Origin of the sequence: Salinirubellus salinus, assembly GCF_025231485.1 — an archaeon.
Lineage (GTDB): Archaea > Halobacteriota > Halobacteria > Halobacteriales > Haloarculaceae > Salinirubellus > Salinirubellus salinus.
In genome coordinates this window covers 1,099,477-1,115,794 of the sequence record NZ_CP104003.1, presented here as the reverse complement: position 1 = coordinate 1,115,794, position 16,318 = coordinate 1,099,477, and the positions used below count along the sequence as shown (strand labels likewise).

The following is a 16,318-nucleotide window of genomic DNA, read 5'->3' as shown; positions in this document are numbered from 1 at the left end:
TCGTACCCCACCGCGTAGCAAGCCCTCGATCTGCGGCACTAGGTTTAAGAGCGATGTTTCGGTTAATTCCGAACACGAATGGGAAGAATAATGCTCGCATTCGCCCTCACAGTGGCCACGCTGTCGGCAGCCGTCCTGCCAGCGGGCGTGGTGGCGCAGTCGACCGACGGAGAGGCACCGCTCGCGGACGCGGGGCTCGACCAGCGAGTCACGGTCGGCGCGACGGTGACACTGGACGCGACGGGCTCGCGTGACCCCGATGGCCGACTCGTCGACTATCGCTGGGCGGTCGAGACGCCCGACGGTCGGACGACAGTCCCAGCACCGCCGAACCGTGGACGGACACGACTCACCGTCACGCAGCCCGGCCGGTACGAGGTCACCGTGACGGTGACCGACGACGACGGGAATCAGGCCAGTGACACACTCTACGTGCTCGTGGAGCGACCGGCGACACCGACCACCTCGCCCACCGCGGGTCCCACGCGAACGACGACACCGTCTTCGGACACTCCCCCCCCGCGTCCACCGACGACATCGGAACCGAGTCCCGACACTTCCGCACCCGCGGCCGCACCGGCGGCGACGCCGACGGGCCCGACAGCCACGGTGTCGACGGCAGTCGAGGCTCCGACCGCTCGCCCCTACGCCCCTCCCGGGCCCGATTGCGCGGAGACCCTCGGCCCGACGTGTATCGACCCGCCGGCCTGTACCGACCCCGACTCGGCCGAGAGCTGCGACCGTTCGCTCCGCATCTCTGGACCAGCGTCTCTCGACGAAGGTGAGACGGGGACGTACACCGCCGTCACGGACGGGTTCGGTGGGGACGTCTCGTTCCGCTGGCAGGCCGGTGAGCTGAGCCGGTCCGTCGACCGTTCGTTCTCACCGGGCGAGCACGACGTCGTCGTCACGGCCACCGACGGCGAGGAGACGTTCCTCGCCGAGAAGACCGTGTACGTCGAGCGGAACGCGCCGCCGAAGGTCAGTATCGCCGACCCCGGTGACGTGGACCCCGGCGAGGCTATCGTCTTGTCGCTAGAGGAGTTGAGCGACCCGGACGGCTCAGTGACGACGGTCTCCTGGAGCGGCGGGTCCCCAGTGGCGTCGGTTCGGGATACCGACACCGTCCGGTCCGTGAGGGTTCCGACTGGCAACGGGTCGAAGCGGGTGGAGGTGACTGCCGTCGACGACGATGGAGAGTCGGCGACGGATTCGATCGTGATAAGCTCAAGCCGGTCAGTATCGAAAACTTACAAAAAGGAATCTGGTCCCAGAACAGCGGACTGTACTTTCTACGATTATGGCTCGGGTGTATCTGACCAACCGATACGATGCTGGAACAAGGCTACTGGTGAACTAATCTACGACCGAGACCCGAACGAGGGGCCAGACGATTTCATCGGCCCTCACAGTCACCCCGGTTGGGACGTCGATTGGTATCAAGTTGCGAGACCCGACGACGATACCATCCGACCCGGATCGGCTATGGCTGAGGACGTGCCGGTCCCCGCGAACCAGACCCAAGAGGAGAATACGAACAGGGCTAACACAAGCAGCCCCCAGAACGAGACTGTCGTCTCCATCGTCAATTCGTCGGAGGTGGAATCCGGCTACAGTACGTACAGCAAGAACGACAAGTCAGTTGCCACCGACCTGACGGGGGATGGACGTGTTGATCTCCAAGATTGGCAGGAACGCTACGGCGATCCGTCTGCTCCCTCTGTCGAGCCCGACACAGAGAAGATTAGAGACTTGAAATCTAGCGAGTCTTACGGAGGTTCCTCGTCATCGCGCGACACGTCTGACGGTGGTGAAAGCATAAGTGGAGCGCTGAAAGAGGCGTTCGGTGGTCTTTCAGATACAGTTGACTCGGTCACTGGTCAGGATAGCTCGAGTGAAGAGAACGACAACGAGGATTCCGACGATTCGGCGACTGATGTCGTCTCGGACACCATCGACAGCATCACGGAAGCGTTCTCAAACCTCGGTAGCGAATCAGATTCTGGTCAGGAAGAGTCGAGTGCTTCCGAGTCTTCGGATAGCGCTGAGGAAGAGTCGACCCAGACTGACAATTCAGACGAGTCCTGTTCTGAAACTACGTTAGGCTTCGAGATCTGTTTCTGATAGGATCGGAGGCCTATCCAGTTCCGTTCGGGATCGGTGTCAACGTCTTTGTGTAGTCGAGCCACGCCGGTGGTTCAACACTCTCTGACCCATCGGGGTCGTAGTCGTAGAGGATGACCTCCCGGGTCTCTTTTGGCAACCATTCTGGATGACGAATCGCTGGCTCTACATGACGGTCGTAGTAATCAGACCCATTTTGGTCACCGCTGTTACAGAAGACTATCGAAATATACGTCCAATTATGCTCCGCGTACGCCCCAATCCCGACCTCCTCAAAATCCTTCTCTAAGATCGCTTCTCTGTGCGGCGTTGAGTACATAAACCCCCTTACAGCCTCTTTGGGTATCTGGAGAACTGTTTTGGGGAATCGCTGTTCAGATAGATTTGGCCCGTATCTTGTTGCCCCAATATTCTCTCCGTAGTAGTGACAGCTATCGAATCTGGTCTTCCTGAACTCTACATCAAGCGAATGTTCGCCCGTTTGTGAGAAATGCGTAACATTGTCGCGCAAACCCATACTGTACGACCGATTCCGGGCGATCAAGTCCAGCCCATCGTGTCGAACGAGCGGGTCGATGCCACGCCGAATCCGTTCCTGGTTCACGTAGTAGAACAGCCAGTCCTCCACGTAGCGCACCTCTTCGGCGGTCAGTTTCGAGGTGTTCGTCAGCGGTGGGTCCGGCGGGTTCGGGACCGGTTCGAGATACGGTGTCGGTTCGGCGGTCGGGGTGACCCCCTCGGCGTAAGCGGGCGTCCCCGACCGTGCCGGGAGGAACTGGAAGCCGGCGACGACGACGGCGAGCGCGAGTAGGGCGACGACGAACGTGAGCAGCGTGGAGCGGCCGCTGTCGCTGCGGCCACGGGTCGGGGCGGTGTCGTCCTGCACGGTGGGTCACGCGCCACAGTGGGCACTCGTTCCCGGTTGGGAATGGGTGAAACAAAAGTTCGACGGTGGGTCAGTCGCTGGCCAGCGGCGTCCCGAGGTACTTCTCGTTGACCTTCCAGCCGCCGTCCCCGTCCCGGACCATGTACTCGCCGTAGTAGGGGACCCGGTTCGCGACAGTCGCACGGAGCGCCTCGCGGATCTCGGGCTTCGTCATCTTGCCCATGGGCCGGAGGTCGTCGTTGCGGTTGAGACAGCCCTTCAGGAACCCCTGGTGGGTCACGCGGACGCGCTCGCAGTTCGCACAGAAGTCGGGATTGCCGACGGGGTCGACGACCTCGACCATCCCGCCGCCCTCGCCGTGTTCGTCCTCGCCGACGTAGTACCGGCGTCGGCCGTGCATCTCACGGCGTTCGACGCGGTCGGCCTGCTCCTCGAGCCAGCCGTGGACGCGGTCGATCTCGACGGCCCACTCGGGGCGCCCCGCGAGTTCGGGCATGTACTCGATGAGCTGGAGCTGGAGGCCGTCGTTCTCGGCGACGTGCTCGACCATCTCGGGGACGTAGCCCGCGGTGTGCTCGAAGACGACCATGTTCAGTTTCACAGGGGTGAGCCCCGCGTCGACGGCGGCGAGCACGCCCTCGATGACGTCGTCGTAGCCGTTGGACTTCGTCACCTCGCGGAAGGCTTCGGGGTCGAGAGCGTCCTGCGAGACGTTGACCCGCGAGAGGCCCGCCTCGACGAGCCCCTCGGCGCGGCCGGGGAGGAAGGTGCCGTTGGTCGTGAGCGACGTCTCGATGGAGTCCGGTGTACGCTCGATGATCTCCTCCAGGTCCTCACGGAGCATCGGCTCGCCGCCGGTGAACTTCGCCTTCTCGACGCCGAACTCCTCGCAGACCTCGAGGAACCTGACGACGTCGTCGGCGCTCATCTCGTCGTCCTGCGGTTCCAGCGGTCCGCGCGTGTCACCCAGCCCCTCGTTGTGACAGTAGACGCAGTCGAAGTTACAGCGGTCCGTGAGGGAGATTCGGACGCCCCGTAACCCACGTCCGAACTCGTCTTCGAGCATACCTGGTGGTTCGCTCCACCCCGCTTAAGCGCGGTGGTGGTACGGGGTGTCACGTAACCGTCTGGGGTTACGTTCGCGAGGTGGCGCCGCCGATATCCACCTCGGGCGGGGAACTTAACCGGACGAACCCACTACGGGTGGAGGTGAACGACGACACGGACGGTTACGCCGGCACGGACGCGGCCAGCGAGGCGTTCAAACTGCTGGCGAACGAGACACGCGTGGGCGTGCTCCGTGCGCTGTTCGACACCGACGGTGGCCACGTGACGCCGACCGCGCGGACGTTCACCGAACTCTACGAGGCCAGCGACGAGACGACGACGGCGGGGTTCGCATACCACCTCCGGCAACTCGTCGGCCACTACCTCACCAAGACGGTGGGCGAGGGGGACGACCCGGACACCTACTCGCTGACCTACGCGGGGTTGCAGGTGGCCCGTGGGGTGGCGGCGGGCACCTACACCGAGAGCGTGGACCGCGACCCCGTGGCGCTCGCGGACCCGTGTCCGTTCTGTACGGAGGAGGCCCTCGAACTCCGGGTCCGGGACAACCTCACCACGGTCACCTGTGGGGCGTGCGCTCGCGACGTACTCTCGCTCCCGTTCCCGCCGGGCGGGTTCCGGAGCCACGACGAGGCGTCGCTCCCGCGGGCGTTCGATACCCACCACAGGAACCGTATCTCGCTGATGCGCGACGGGAACTGTCCGGAGTGTGGTGGCGCGGTCTCGGCAACTGTCGAACTCGTCGGGGACGGTGAGACCGACGACGTGCGACCCGACGAGTCGGGGGCGAGCGACGCACTGCCGCTCGCGCGTGCCTCGCTCGACTGTGGGACCTGCGGGTACGCGCTACGGTGTCCAGTCACCGTGGCCCTCCTCGACCACCCGGCCGTGGTGGCGTTCGCCCACGACCACGGCGTCGCCCTCGACGAGCGCCCCATCTGGAACGTCGGGCCGGAGTGGGCCGAGCGTGTCGTCTCGACCGACCCGCTCGCGGTGAGGGTGACGCTCGAACTCGAGGACGAACTGCTCTCGCTGTTCGTCGGCCGCGACCTCACGGTCGGCCACGAGTCACGCCGGCCGCTCGCGCGTGCCGTCTCCGAGGGGTCGCTGGACGAGGCCGCCGTGGAGACGCCGGGAGAGACAGAAGAAAGCGTGGAGACGGAGCCGGAGCGTCGGACCGACTCGGACTCGGCGGCAGCCTGACTCGGTCCGTGGGGGTCCTCAGCCGAGGAGGCCGAGTTCCTCGATGCGCGAGGCCAGTTCCTCCCGCGTCAGCGCCTCGTAGGCTCCCGTCTCGGCGTCGATGCGGGCCGCGCTCATCCCGACGGGGTCGAGCGTGCCGGTGCCGCCGTTCTCGGCCGCCATCGCCCGCAGCGCGAGGTCGAGCCCCTCGTCGAGCGAGAGAGCCTCGTCGTACTCCTCCTCGAGCCGCTTCTGGATGGCCTCGCTGTCGGCCCCGATGGCGACCGCCTGCCACTCGTAGGGGGTCCCCGAGGGGTCCGTCTCGAACAGTCGCGGTGTGCCGTTCTCGTCGACGCCGCCGACGAGGAGCGCCACACCGAACGGCCGTGCGCCACCGGTCTGCGTGTACTGCTGGATGTTGTCGGTTATCTCCTTCGTGAGACTCTCGACGGTGACCGGCTGTTCGTAGCGGAGGCGTTCGACCTGTGCCTGCCGGCGGGCGAAGTCGACGAGCTGGCGGGCGTCGGCAGCGTGGCCCGCGCTCGCGATGCCGATGTGGTCGTCGATCTTGTGGATCTTCTCGACGCTGTCGGGCACCTGCAGTGACGAGCGCACGCGGCCGCCGGCGAGGAGCACGACGCCATCGTGGGTCCGGACGCCGACGCTCGGCGACCCGCGCTTCACTGCCTCGCGTGCGTACTCGACCTGATAGAGCCGGCCGTCCGGCGAGAAGATGGTGATACCGCGGTCGTAGGCCTGCTGCTGTGAGTTCTGCATTATCGGACCTCCTCCGTGGACTTGTAGGCGTCGACCTCGACACCATCCTCGGTGACGACGGCGAGGACGAAGCCGTTGCCCGAGGCGGTGTCACGCTCGCTGGCGGCGGCGATGGCGTCGCCCGCAGCGAGTTGCGCGTCCTCGATGCCCCCCTCGGGGTCGAACCGGTCCTCGAGGGTACCGGTCGCGATCTGCATCCCCGAGCCGGTCGCGGTGTACTGGTCCTCGACGAGGACGCCGCCGGCGCCGTCGACCTGGTAGAGGTGCGACCCCTCCTCGTCGACGCCGCCGAGGACGATGCCGACCGGGAGCCCCCGGAGCAGGTTCCCCGCGAGCGTCGAGAGGCCCTGCATGTTCATCGCCTCACCTCGACGATTCTCGTAGAGGCTGGCCTCGGCCCGGAGCTGTCGGGTGTACGCCTGCGCGCCGCCGACGCTCCCGGAGATGGTGACGGCGGCCGTGGGGTGGACCTGCTCGACCTTCACCACGTCCTTGTTCGCGACGAAGCGACCGCCGAGGCTGGCCCGGCGGTCGGTCCCGAGCACGACGCCCTCGTCGGTCCGGATACCGACGGTCGTCGTCCCGGTGTCGTACGTCTGGGCGTCCCCGGAGAGCTCCTTGTCCAACCTGGGCGGCGTCCCGAGTTCGTACCGCGTCGGGTCTTGAGTTCCGACCATACCCCCCGTAGTGGACGGTGCCGGTTATACCCTCGCTAAAGGATTCCTTAGCAGATGGCGCCCGCGTCACCTGTGGGGCTGTGACGGGTCACAACCCTTTTCGACCGCACGTGGCCAAGACGGTGTATGGACGAAGCCGCCGTACGCGACGCACTCTCGGGCGTCGAGGACCCGGACCTCGGGGACGACATCGTCTCGCTCGGACTCGTGAACAGCGTGACCGTCGAGGACGGGACGGTCAGCGTGGACCTCGCGCTGGGTGCGCCGTACTCACCGACGGAGACGGCCATCGCCGGCCGGGTCCGCGAGGCGCTCGTCGACTCGGGGCTCGAGGTGGACCTGAGCGCGAGCGTGGACCGTGGGGACGCCGACGAGAGCGTGCTCCCCACCGTGAAGAACATCGTCGCCGTCGCCTCCGGCAAAGGTGGCGTCGGGAAGTCGACCGTCTCGGTGAACCTCGCGGCCGGGCTCGCGGACCGTGGCGCCCGTGTCGGCCTCTTCGACGCCGACATCTACGGCCCGAACGTCCCGCGGATGCTCGGAGCCGACGAGGGGCCACGGGTCACAGAGAACGAGACGATGATCCCACCGGTGAAGTACGGGATGAAGGTGATGTCCATCGACTTCCTCACCGGCGAGGACTCCCCCGTCATCTGGCGCGGTCCGATGGTGGACAAGTACATCACCCAGCTGTGGGAGGTGGTCGAGTGGGGGACGCTCGACTACATGATCGTCGACCTGCCACCGGGGACCGGGGACGCACAACTCTCGATGCTCCAGTCGGTGCCCGTCTCGGGTGCCGTGGTCGTCACGACGCCACAGGAGGTCGCCGTCGACGACGCGCGCAAGGCCATGCGGATGTTCGGGAAGTTCGAGACGCCCGTGCTCGGCGTCGTCGAGAACATGTCCGGGTTCGTCTGCCCCGACTGCGGGAACGAACACGACATCTTCGGGAAGGGCGGGGGCGAGGCGTTCGCGGAGGAGGCCGACATGCCGTTCCTCGGCGACCTGCCGCTGGACCCTCGCGTGCGCGAAGGAGGTGACGACGGCAAGCCCGCCGTCCTGGACGACGGCGAGACTGCCGAGAAGTTCCGCGAGTTCGTCGGCGAGACCGCGGACATGCAGGGTATCGTCCACCGCAACCGGGTCGCCCGCTCGAACCGATGAGCGACGACGACGCCGACCCGCTCGCGCCCGACCGCGAGAAGGTGGCGCTGCTCCGGGAGGTGGCCGGGGAGGTGCGTGGGGACACCTCGGAGTCCGAGCAGCTCGCGGCCATCGTCTACCGGCTGTCGGACCTCTACGACGAGGCCGAGGAGACGACACCGGAGGACATCTACCGGGCGACACGGCACATCGTGAACGTCAAACAACGCGGGACGCTGGCGCGCGAGCGGAACCGAGACTGAGTCTCCCCCAACGACGGGGCTGCGTGGTTCGTCACGCCGCGACACACCACCCACCGTTTCGGTGTGTTTAAGTGTCGGCACCGGGTTCTGTCGTACGCGAAGATGCGTGTAGGGGCGCAGTGTCCCGAGTCCGAGAGGGCGACGATAACGGCAAGCAGGTCGTGGTAGCCAAGCATGGCCCAAGGCGCTGGGTTGCTAACTCAGTGGCGTACAGCCTCCAGGGTTCAAATCCCTGCCACGACGCTAACACATCAACAAGACATGAGTGCAGAAGAACCGGAAGAACCGGAGGAGGAAGCGGAGGACATCCGTTACTTCGTCCGAATCGGCCAGACAGACCTCGACGGCACCAAGAGCGTCGAGCGTTCCCTGACCGACATGAACGGCATCGGCCACCGCGCCGCCCGCATCATCGCGGAGCGCGCGGAGGTCGACCGCCGTGCCGTGTTCGGCAAACTCGACGAGGAGCAGATCGACCGCGTGGTCGAACTCGTCGAGGGGTACGCAGACGAGGTGCCCGAGTGGATGACGAACCACCAGCGAGCGTTCTTCACTGGTGAGACCACCCACGAGATCGGTAACGAACTGGACATGACCCGCCGCCGGGACATCAACCGCATGAAGATGATCGACTCCTACAAGGGGGTCCGTCACAAGCGCGGTGCGAAGGTCCGCGGGCAGCGCACGAAGTCCACGGGTCGTACCGAGGGTACCATCGGGGTCAACGTACAGGCGATCAAGGAAGAGCAGGCCGCCGAAGAGGCGGAGGGCGAGTAAATGCCACTCGGAAGCAACACCAAGTTCTACGAGACGCCGAACCACCCGTTCCAGGGCCAGCGCATCAGCGAGGAGGCCGACCTCCTCGGGCGCTACGGTCTGAAGAACAAGGAGGAACTCTGGCGTTCGCAGTCCGAACTGCGCGGCTACCGGCGCGAGGCGCGTCGGCTGCTCGGGCAGGTCGGTGAGGAGGAACTGACCCGACGCGAGCGAGAGCAGTTCCTCGCTCGCCTCGTCCGACTCGGTATCCTGGGCGAGGACGACGGACTCGACGCCGTCCTCGGGCTGGACACCACGGACATCCTCGAACGGCGACTCCAGACGGTCGCGTACCGGCAGGGGCTCGCACACACGCCCCAGCAGGCCCGACAGTTCATCGGGCACGGCCACATCACGGTCGAGGGCGCGCGTGTCACCACGCCGTCGTACAAGGTCCCGACCGCACAGGAGGACTTCATCGCGTTCGACGAGAACAGTCCGCTGGCGGACGACCTGCACCCCGAACGCGCGGGTGGTCAGGAATGAGCGCCGAGGAAGGCGGGAAGCAGGACCGCTGGGGCGTCGCCCACATCTACGCGTCGTTCAACAACACCATCCTCACCGTCACGGACCTCACGGGCGCGGAGACCATCGTGAAGTCCTCGGGTGGGACCGTGGTGAAGCAGAACCGCGACGAGGCGTCGCCGTACGCCGCCATGCAGATGGCCGAGGTCGTCGCGGAGGAGATCAAGGCCGCCGGCATCGAGGGCGTGCACGTCCGCGTGCGCGGCCCCGGTGGCAACCAGCAGAAGAACCCCGGTCCCGGTGCGCAGGCGACCATCCGTGCGCTCGCCCGTGCCGGTATCGAGATCGGTCGCATCGAGGACGTCACACCCATCCCGCACGACGGGACGCGCGCACCGAAGAACAAGGGGTTCTGAGATGAGCGACGAGTTCGAGGTGGAGTTCATCGACCGCGGCGACCGGGAGGCGCGGTTCGTCGCCCGCGGCATCACGCCAGCGTTCGCCAACGGCATCCGGCGGGCCATCGTGGCCGACGTGCCGACGATGTCCATCGACACCGTGCGGATGATCGAGAACTCGTCGGTGATGTTCGACGAGCAGATCGCACTCCGCCTCGGTCTGGTGCCGCTGACGACGCCGCCCGGCGAGTTCGAGGAGGGTGACTCGGTCACCCTCGCGCTCGACGTGACCGGTCCGGACACGGCGTACTCGGGTGACATCCAGTCGGCCGAACCCCTCGTGGAGCCGGCCGACCGGAACATCCCCATCATCGACCTGAAGGAGGGCCAGCGCCTCGAGTTCGAGGCCGAGGCCGTCCTGGGTCGGGGGAAGGACCACGCCAAACACCAGGGCGGCGTGGCCGTCGGCTACCGACACCTCCAGCGTGTGGAGGTCGTCGGCGACGCGCCGGAGTACGGCGAGCAGGAACCCAACATCCTGCGCGGGGTCATCGAGGAGCACGAGGCCGAACACGTCGCGGACGAGTACGACGCCGCAGACGGCGACGTCGTCCCGACGGAGACGTTCGACCACGACCTCACGAAGCGTTACCCCGGCAAGGAAGTCGAGGTCCACGACGTGCCCAACGCCTTCGTCTTCAGCGTGGAGACGGACGGCTCGATGTCCGTCGAGGACCTCGTCCTCGAGGCCGTGAAGTCGATCCACGACCGCGCCGACGAACTCGAAGAAGCAGTCCAACTCTAGGAATCGCAATGTCCCCCCGAACACCCACAGTCGACGGTCGCTCGCGGTCCGCGAGCACTGCCGCCGCCGGTCCGGTTCTGAACGGCCGTACCGAAAGGGGTAAAACGGGGCGAACTGTACGACGGAGTGCGAGCAGGGATAGCCAAGTCAGGTCAACGGCGCAGCGTTCAGGGCGCTGTCCCATAGGGGTCCGCAGGTTCGAATCCTGCTCCCTGCATTTTGCAACTCGACCGAACGGGCGAGTTGCGAAACTGCACACGGGCAGGTTCGATCCTCGTGAGGCGCGGCGCGTCTCGCGGCGGTTCGGATCCTGCTCCCTGCGTTCTTCGACTCGTCCTTCCGGACGAGCCGACGGCTTCCGCTCTCACTCCGACTCTCTCGACACCAACACTAAGCAATGAGTAGCAAGACCAACCCGCGTCTCGCCGACCTCATCGCCGAGCTGAAGGCGACCGCCCGCAACGGGGGCGGCGACGTGTGGGGCGACATCGCCGGCCGGCTGGAGAAGCCGCGGCGGACCCACGCAGAGGTCAACCTCGGGCGTATCGAACGGTACGCCCGCGAGGACGAGACGGTCGTCGTGCCGGGCAAGGTGCTCGGCAGCGGTGCGCTCCGGAAGGAGGTCACCGTCGCGGCCGTGAACTTCTCCGGCACCGCCCGCACCAAGGTGGACGCCGTCGGTGAGGCGATCAGTCTGGAACAGGCACTCGAACAGAATCCCGAAGGCTCGAACGTGAGGGTCCTCCGATGAGCATGGCAGAGTTCGACGCGGACGTCGTTGTCGACGCCCGCGACTGCATCCTCGGACGCGTCGCCTCGCAGGTCGCCGAGAAGGCGATGGAGGGCGAGCGCGTCGCCATCATCAACGCCGAGCGTGCCGTCATCACCGGCGGCCGCGACGACGTGATGAGCGTCTACCGCGACCGCGTCCGGGTCGGCTCGGACCGTGGGCCGTACTACCCGAAGCGGCCGGACGGCATCTTCAAGCGTGCGGTGCGCGGGATGATTCCGTACAAGACCACGCGTGGGCGTGAGGCGTTCGAGAACGTCCGCGTCTACGTGGGGAACCCGTACGACGAGGACGGCGAGGTGCTCGACGAGACCTCGCTCGACCGACTCTCGAACATCAAGTTCGTCTCGCTGGGCGAGATCAGCGAACAACTCGGGGCCAACGTCACATGGTAACCAACACCTCAGGCAAGAAGAAGACCGCTATCGCCCGCGCCACGGTGCGCGAGGGCCAGGGGCGCGTCCGACTGGACGGCAAGCCCGTGGAGCTCGTCGAGCCGGAGCTGGCGCGACTGAAGATGCTGGAGCCGTTCCGCATCGCGCCGGACGAGCTCCGCGAGAGCGTGGACGTGGACATCACCGTCCAGGGCGGTGGGTTCTCCGGGCAGGCCGACGCCGCCCGGACGGCCATCGCCCGCGGACTGGTCGAGCACACGAACGACGCGGAACTCCGCGACGCGTTCATGACGTTCGACCGCTCGCTGCTGGTCAACGACGTCCGGCAGTCCGAGAGCAAGAAGTGGGGCGGCCCCGGCGCTCGGGCCCGCTACCAGAAGTCCTACCGGTGATCCATCATGATGGTACCCGTCCGCTGTTTCACGTGCGGCAACGTCGTCGGTGAACACTGGGAGGAGTTCAAGACTCGGACCCAGGAGGACGGTGAGAACGCGGCCGAGGTACTGGACGACCTGGGCGTCGACCGGCACTGTTGCCGGCGGATGCTCATCTCGCACAAGGACCTGGTCGACATCGTCGCCCCCTACCAGTGAGCACGATGGAACAGCAACACAATCGGTACGAGAAGGCACGCATCATCGGGGCGCGAGCGCTGCAGGTGTCGTTCGGTGCTCCCGTGCTGGTCGAGACCGAACAGGTCGAACCCATCCTCATCGCGGCCGAGGAGTACGACGCCGGTGTGCTGCCGTTCACCGTCCGTCGGAAGGGGTCGGTCCGTTCGGCGGGTGGTGAGTCGTGACGCTCGTCACCGACGTTCGACTCCGTCGCGTCCTCGACTCCCGTGGCAACCCCACGGTCGAGGCCGAGGTCACGACCGAGTCCGGCGGCTTCGGCCGTGCCGCGGCGCCCTCCGGGGCGTCGACCGGTGAGTACGAGGCCATCGAGCGACCGGCCGAGGAGGCCATCGCCAAGGCCCGCGAACTCGCCGTCCCTCGACTCGAGGGGCAGGTGTACGCGGGCGACCAGCGTGGCGTCGACGCCGCGCTCCGGGCCGCCGACGGGACCGAGAACTTCTCGGAGATCGGCGCGAACAGCGCCGTCGCCATCAGCATGGCCGCGGCGAAGGCCGCCAGCGACGTGCTCGGCGCGCCGCTCTACCAGCACCTCGGCGGCGCCTTCCGGGGTGACGAGTACCCGACGCCGCTGGGCAACGTCGTGGGTGGTGGCGAGCACGCCGCCGACGCGACCGACATCCAGGAGTTCCTCGCTGCGCCCGTGGGCGCGCCCTCCGTCACGGAGGCCGTCTTCGCCAACGCGGCGGTCCACGGTGCGGTCCACGACGTCCTCGCCGAACGGGATCTGCCCGCCGGCAAGGGCGACGAGGGTGCGTGGGCACCGAGCGTCTCCGACGCGGAGGCGTTCGCCATCGTGGCCGAGGCCATCGACCGAGCCGAGGACGAGGTCGGCTTCGAGATCCGGATGGGGCTCGACGTGGCCGCGTCCGAGATGTGGGACGCCGAGTCGGGCGTCTACGAGTACAGCGACACGACCCGCACCTCCGAAGAGCAGGTCGACTACGTCGCCGGCCTCGTGGACGACCACGACCTCGTCTACGTGGAGGACCCGCTGGAGGAGGACGACTTCGAGGGGTTCGCCGACCTGACCGATCGGGTGGGCGACCGCACCCTCGTCTGCGGTGACGACCTGTTCGTCACCAACGTCGAGCGACTCCAGCGTGGCATCGACGAGGGGGCCGGCAACAGCATCCTCGTCAAGCCGAACCAGATCGGGACGCTCTCGGACGCGTTCGACGCGGTCGAACTCGCTCGGGACAACGGCTACGACGCCGTCATCTCCCACCGGTCGGGAGAGACGGAGGACACCACCATCGCACACCTCGCCGTGGCGACGGCCGCCCCGTTCATCAAGACGGGCGCCGTCGGTGGCGAGCGAACCGCCAAACTGAACGAACTCATCAGAATCGAGGAGAACGCATGAGCGACAACGAAGAGGGGCTCGACGCCGAGGCCGTGGCCGAAGAGGAGGCCGCCGCCGAGGAGGAGCCCACCGACGCAGAACCGCCGGCCGAGACCGAGGAGGTCGACGCCGAGGACGCCGCCGAACCCGAGGCCACGGAGGCCGAGGCGGAGGCGGAGGAGGAAGAACAGCCGGCCGTGCTGGACGAGGACGTCATGCCCGACGACGAGGCGGACCTCCTCATCCCCGTCGAGGACTACCTCGCCGCGGGTGTCCACATCGGTACGCAGCAGAAGACCAAGGACATGGAGCGGTTCATCCACCGTGTCCGCACCGACGGTCTGTACGTGCTGGACGTGAGCCAGACCGACGACCGCATCCGCACGGCCGCGTCGTTCCTCTCGAACTACGCGCCCGAGCAGATCCTCGTCGCGTCTAGCCGCCAGTACGGTCGGTTCCCGGCCGAGAAGTTCGCCGACGCCGTGGGCGCCCGTGCCCGTACCGGCCGCTTCATCCCGGGCACGCTGACCAACCCGAAGTACGACGGCTACATCGAGCCGGACGTCGTGGTCGTCACCGACCCCATCGGTGACAGTCAGGCCGTCAAGGAGGCCATCACGGTCGGTATCCCCGTCGTGGCGATGTGCGACTCGAACAACACCACCTCGAACGTGGACCTCGTCGTCCCGACGAACAACAAGGGGCGTAAGGCCCTCTCGGTGGTCTACTGGCTGCTGGCCAACGAGACGCTCGACCGGCGTGGCGCCGAACCGGCGTACGCCCTCGAGGACTTCGAGACCGACCTCTGAGCGCGCGAGCCTTTCTGCTCAGTTTCGACGCCTCCGGGAGCCGTGCGTAGCGGCGTGAATCGGTGGGTCGCTCAGGCCCGGTCCAGCGTCCGGCGGACGTCCGCGACCGCGTCCTCGTCCGCGTGGTAGGCGTCCGCGGGAACCGAATCGTGCTAGTCGACGGTCAGGTCGTCCCACGGTCCGAACGTCGGCGTCGCGGCGATTGGCGTCCCCTCGACGGGACCGGCGCGGACGACCACGTCGTGGGTGACGGTCTCCCGGCCCGTGTCGGCGTGTCGGTGGGTGTGTCTCGAGACGCGGTCGACCGCGCTCGGTTCGGGCCCGACCCCGGTCACGGCACGGGCGATGCGTCTCGCGACCGCGGGCCACTCTTCGGTAGGTTCGACCGGGCCGTACGGCAATCGCCAGCCGTGTGGGCCGTCCATCAAGAGGACCGCACCGTCGCGGTTCGTCACCCCGACGGCGACCATCCCGGCGAGTGAGTCCCAGTAGCTGAACGCCTCCGGGTCCTCGACGGACTCCTCGGCGCGGGTCAGGACCGACGGGTTCGCCCGGAGGCGCTCGACGTCGAACGACGGGTCCATGGGTCGGGTCTCTCGGGCCGGTCACTTGAGGTTCCCGTCCGGCAGGGCTGGTGGGGGCTGGTGCGTCAGACCACGTCGCGTAACTCCTCGTATCGCAACTCCGCCGGCGGGTCGAGGAACCACTCGACCGCCTCGGCGGAGCCTCGCGGCTCGGCGGTCCCCTCGCCGTAGAGCGCCTCGAACAGCACGAACGGGTGTGGGACCGGATCGCGGTCGGTCCAGTCGTCCGCGTAGAGGACGTGAGATTGGAGGACGCCGCTGACGGTGACCCGGAGGCCAGTGGCGGCCTCGACCGCGCGTTCGGCACACTCGTGGAACGACTCGCCGGGTTCGAGGTTCGCGCCGGGGTCCGACCACCCCTCGCCGTCGCCGTAGCCGACGAGCAGCGTCTCCGGCCGGTCGCCCTCCGGAGACTGGCGGCGGACGAGCGCCCCTGCCCCGCCGAGGATGCCGACGCTGTCGAGGTTCTCGACCAGCCGGTCACGGACGTCCGGTGAGCACTCCCAGCGGCGGTGGACCACCTCCAGTTCCCCCTCCTCGCTCACGAGGTCGGCGAGGGCGCGCCACGTCTCTCGGCTCGCCCGTCTCGTGTCTCGTTCGCCCGTCACGACTCCGTCGCCGGGAACGGGAACTCGTTCATCGCCTCGTAGCCGACGCGGTTGGGCGACCCGCGCCACCAGTCGGCGGCTCCGATATCGTCGCCCGTGTTCGGGTAGCCCTCGCTCTCGCCGCGGAAGGTGACGTTGATGGCGTGGACCGGGGGCCAGTCCCGGTCCTCGACGGTGTACTCGAACACCTCGACCCTGAGGATGCCGGTGAGCGCCACGTCGAGCCCGGTCTGTTCCTCGACGGCCCGCTCCGCCGTCTCCTCGAGCGTCTCGCCCGCCCGCTGTGCGTCGCCGGGGTCGACCCACGCGTCGGCGTCCTTCGGTCGGACCAGCAACACCCGGTCGCGAGGGTCGGTGACCCACGCACCCGCCCCGCCGACGACGCCCTCGCCCTCGAAGCGGTTGACGGCCTCGCTGTAGCGGGCGCGGGCGATGGTCCCGGTCTCCTCGACCACGTCGAACTCGCCGTAGCGCTCGCGGAGGTCGGCCAGCGTCTCGTCCACCCGCGCACGGGAGCGGTCGGCGACAGACATGGTCGAACGTAGGGG

At 67.2% G+C, this 16,318-nt stretch carries 22 protein-coding genes and 2 tRNA genes; 17 read left to right on the top strand and 7 right to left on the bottom strand.

Annotated elements, in window-relative coordinates; all coding sequences use genetic code 11:
- Positions 1-78 precede the first annotated feature (78 nt).
- The gene (locus tag N0B31_RS06210) at positions 79-2,124 is read left to right on the top strand and encodes a PKD domain-containing protein (RefSeq protein ID WP_260594986.1); all 2,046 of its coding nucleotides are present in this window, start codon (positions 79-81) and stop codon (positions 2,122-2,124) included.
- Positions 2,125-2,137: 13 nt separating this feature from the next.
- Here the strand turns inward: N0B31_RS06210 and N0B31_RS06205 are convergent, their stop codons facing one another.
- Both N0B31_RS06205 and moaA read right to left on the bottom strand, forming a co-directional pair.
- Entirely contained in the window at positions 2,138-3,010 is an 873-nt protein-coding gene (locus N0B31_RS06205; RefSeq protein ID WP_260594985.1) for a CAP domain-containing protein, read from the bottom strand.
- A gap of 70 nt (positions 3,011-3,080) precedes the next feature.
- Complete coding sequence (moaA, locus tag N0B31_RS06200; protein WP_260594984.1) at positions 3,081-4,076, bottom strand: GTP 3',8-cyclase MoaA; 996 nt, start codon at positions 4,074-4,076, stop codon at positions 3,081-3,083.
- 143 nt (positions 4,077-4,219) lie between these two features.
- Here moaA and N0B31_RS06195 point away from each other — a divergent pair, with 143 nt between their 5' ends.
- On the top strand, positions 4,220-5,281 hold the full coding sequence (locus N0B31_RS06195) for a winged helix-turn-helix domain-containing protein (protein WP_260594983.1): 1,062 nt from the start codon (positions 4,220-4,222) through the stop codon (positions 5,279-5,281).
- An 18-nt stretch (positions 5,282-5,299) separates the two neighbouring features.
- Here N0B31_RS06195 and psmA read toward each other — a convergent pair whose 3' ends face one another.
- A complete protein-coding gene (gene psmA / locus N0B31_RS06190) occupies positions 5,300-6,040 on the bottom strand; it encodes an archaeal proteasome endopeptidase complex subunit alpha (protein WP_303655786.1) in 741 nt (246 codons plus the stop codon).
- A complete protein-coding gene (locus N0B31_RS06185; protein ID WP_260594981.1) occupies positions 6,037-6,714 on the bottom strand; it encodes an Ntn hydrolase family protein in 678 nt (225 codons plus the stop codon). Before N0B31_RS06185 ends, psmA begins: the two co-directional genes overlap by 4 nt.
- Positions 6,715-6,840: 126 nt before the next feature.
- On the opposite strand from N0B31_RS06185, the gene N0B31_RS06180 reads away from it, so the two are divergent.
- From N0B31_RS06180 to rpsB, 15 genes are all read left to right on the top strand, one after another.
- Positions 6,841-7,881: an Mrp/NBP35 family ATP-binding protein gene (locus N0B31_RS06180; RefSeq protein WP_260594980.1), complete on the top strand. Its 1,041-nt coding sequence runs from the start codon at positions 6,841-6,843 to the stop codon at positions 7,879-7,881.
- Complete coding sequence (locus N0B31_RS06175) at positions 7,878-8,123, top strand: DUF7976 family protein (RefSeq protein WP_260594979.1); 246 nt, start codon at positions 7,878-7,880, stop codon at positions 8,121-8,123. Before N0B31_RS06180 ends, N0B31_RS06175 begins: the two co-directional genes overlap by 4 nt.
- 158 nt (positions 8,124-8,281) lie before the next feature.
- Positions 8,282-8,366: transfer RNA gene (locus N0B31_RS06170), tRNA-Ser, on the top strand.
- Between the two features lie 18 nt (positions 8,367-8,384).
- Positions 8,385-8,900 (top strand): 30S ribosomal protein S13, encoded by a 516-nt coding sequence (locus N0B31_RS06165; RefSeq protein ID WP_260594978.1) that lies wholly within the window; start codon positions 8,385-8,387, stop codon positions 8,898-8,900.
- On the top strand, positions 8,901-9,425 hold the full coding sequence (locus N0B31_RS06160; protein WP_260594977.1) for a 30S ribosomal protein S4: 525 nt from the start codon (positions 8,901-8,903) through the stop codon (positions 9,423-9,425). It begins immediately after the preceding gene.
- A complete protein-coding gene (locus N0B31_RS06155) occupies positions 9,422-9,820 on the top strand; it encodes a 30S ribosomal protein S11 (protein ID WP_260594976.1) in 399 nt (132 codons plus the stop codon). Before N0B31_RS06160 ends, N0B31_RS06155 begins: the two co-directional genes overlap by 4 nt.
- A 1-nt stretch (position 9,821) precedes the next feature.
- Positions 9,822-10,607: a DNA-directed RNA polymerase subunit D gene (locus tag N0B31_RS06150; RefSeq protein ID WP_260594975.1), complete on the top strand. Its 786-nt coding sequence runs from the start codon at positions 9,822-9,824 to the stop codon at positions 10,605-10,607.
- Positions 10,608-10,739: 132 nt separating this feature from the next.
- Positions 10,740-10,824 (top strand) — tRNA-Leu (locus tag N0B31_RS06145).
- A 180-nt stretch (positions 10,825-11,004) separates the two neighbouring features.
- Positions 11,005-11,358: a 50S ribosomal protein L18e gene (locus N0B31_RS06140; protein WP_260594974.1), complete on the top strand. Its 354-nt coding sequence runs from the start codon at positions 11,005-11,007 to the stop codon at positions 11,356-11,358.
- Positions 11,355-11,792: a 50S ribosomal protein L13 gene (locus tag N0B31_RS06135; protein ID WP_260594973.1), complete on the top strand. Its 438-nt coding sequence runs from the start codon at positions 11,355-11,357 to the stop codon at positions 11,790-11,792. The genes N0B31_RS06140 and N0B31_RS06135 overlap by 4 nt, the downstream gene beginning before the upstream one ends.
- Positions 11,786-12,184, top strand: a complete 399-nt coding sequence (locus N0B31_RS06130; RefSeq protein WP_260594972.1) for a 30S ribosomal protein S9 — start codon at positions 11,786-11,788, stop codon at positions 12,182-12,184. The genes N0B31_RS06135 and N0B31_RS06130 overlap by 7 nt, the downstream gene beginning before the upstream one ends.
- Before the next feature lie 6 nt (positions 12,185-12,190).
- The gene (locus N0B31_RS06125) at positions 12,191-12,385 is read left to right on the top strand and encodes a DNA-directed RNA polymerase subunit N (protein WP_260594971.1); all 195 of its coding nucleotides are present in this window, start codon (positions 12,191-12,193) and stop codon (positions 12,383-12,385) included.
- 5 nt (positions 12,386-12,390) lie between these two features.
- Positions 12,391-12,591, top strand: coding sequence for a DNA-directed RNA polymerase subunit K (locus tag N0B31_RS06120; protein ID WP_260594970.1), 201 nt, complete (start codon positions 12,391-12,393; stop codon positions 12,589-12,591).
- The gene (gene eno, locus N0B31_RS06115) at positions 12,588-13,790 is read left to right on the top strand and encodes a phosphopyruvate hydratase (RefSeq protein WP_260594969.1); all 1,203 of its coding nucleotides are present in this window, start codon (positions 12,588-12,590) and stop codon (positions 13,788-13,790) included. Before N0B31_RS06120 ends, eno begins: the two co-directional genes overlap by 4 nt.
- Positions 13,787-14,578: a 30S ribosomal protein S2 gene (gene rpsB / locus N0B31_RS06110; RefSeq protein WP_260594968.1), complete on the top strand. Its 792-nt coding sequence runs from the start codon at positions 13,787-13,789 to the stop codon at positions 14,576-14,578. Before eno ends, rpsB begins: the two co-directional genes overlap by 4 nt.
- Positions 14,579-14,730: 152 nt before the next feature.
- On the opposite strand, the gene N0B31_RS06105 is transcribed toward rpsB, so the two are convergent.
- The 3 genes from N0B31_RS06105 to N0B31_RS06095 form a co-directional block, all read right to left on the bottom strand.
- Entirely contained in the window at positions 14,731-15,162 is a 432-nt protein-coding gene (locus tag N0B31_RS06105; RefSeq protein ID WP_260594967.1) for an NUDIX domain-containing protein, read from the bottom strand.
- Positions 15,163-15,227: 65 nt separating this feature from the next.
- The gene (locus tag N0B31_RS06100) at positions 15,228-15,770 is read right to left on the bottom strand and encodes an NUDIX domain-containing protein (RefSeq protein WP_260594966.1); all 543 of its coding nucleotides are present in this window, start codon (positions 15,768-15,770) and stop codon (positions 15,228-15,230) included.
- The gene (locus N0B31_RS06095; RefSeq protein WP_260594965.1) at positions 15,767-16,303 is read right to left on the bottom strand and encodes an NUDIX domain-containing protein; all 537 of its coding nucleotides are present in this window, start codon (positions 16,301-16,303) and stop codon (positions 15,767-15,769) included. The genes N0B31_RS06100 and N0B31_RS06095 overlap by 4 nt, the downstream gene beginning before the upstream one ends.
- Positions 16,304-16,318: the final 15 nt, after the last annotated feature.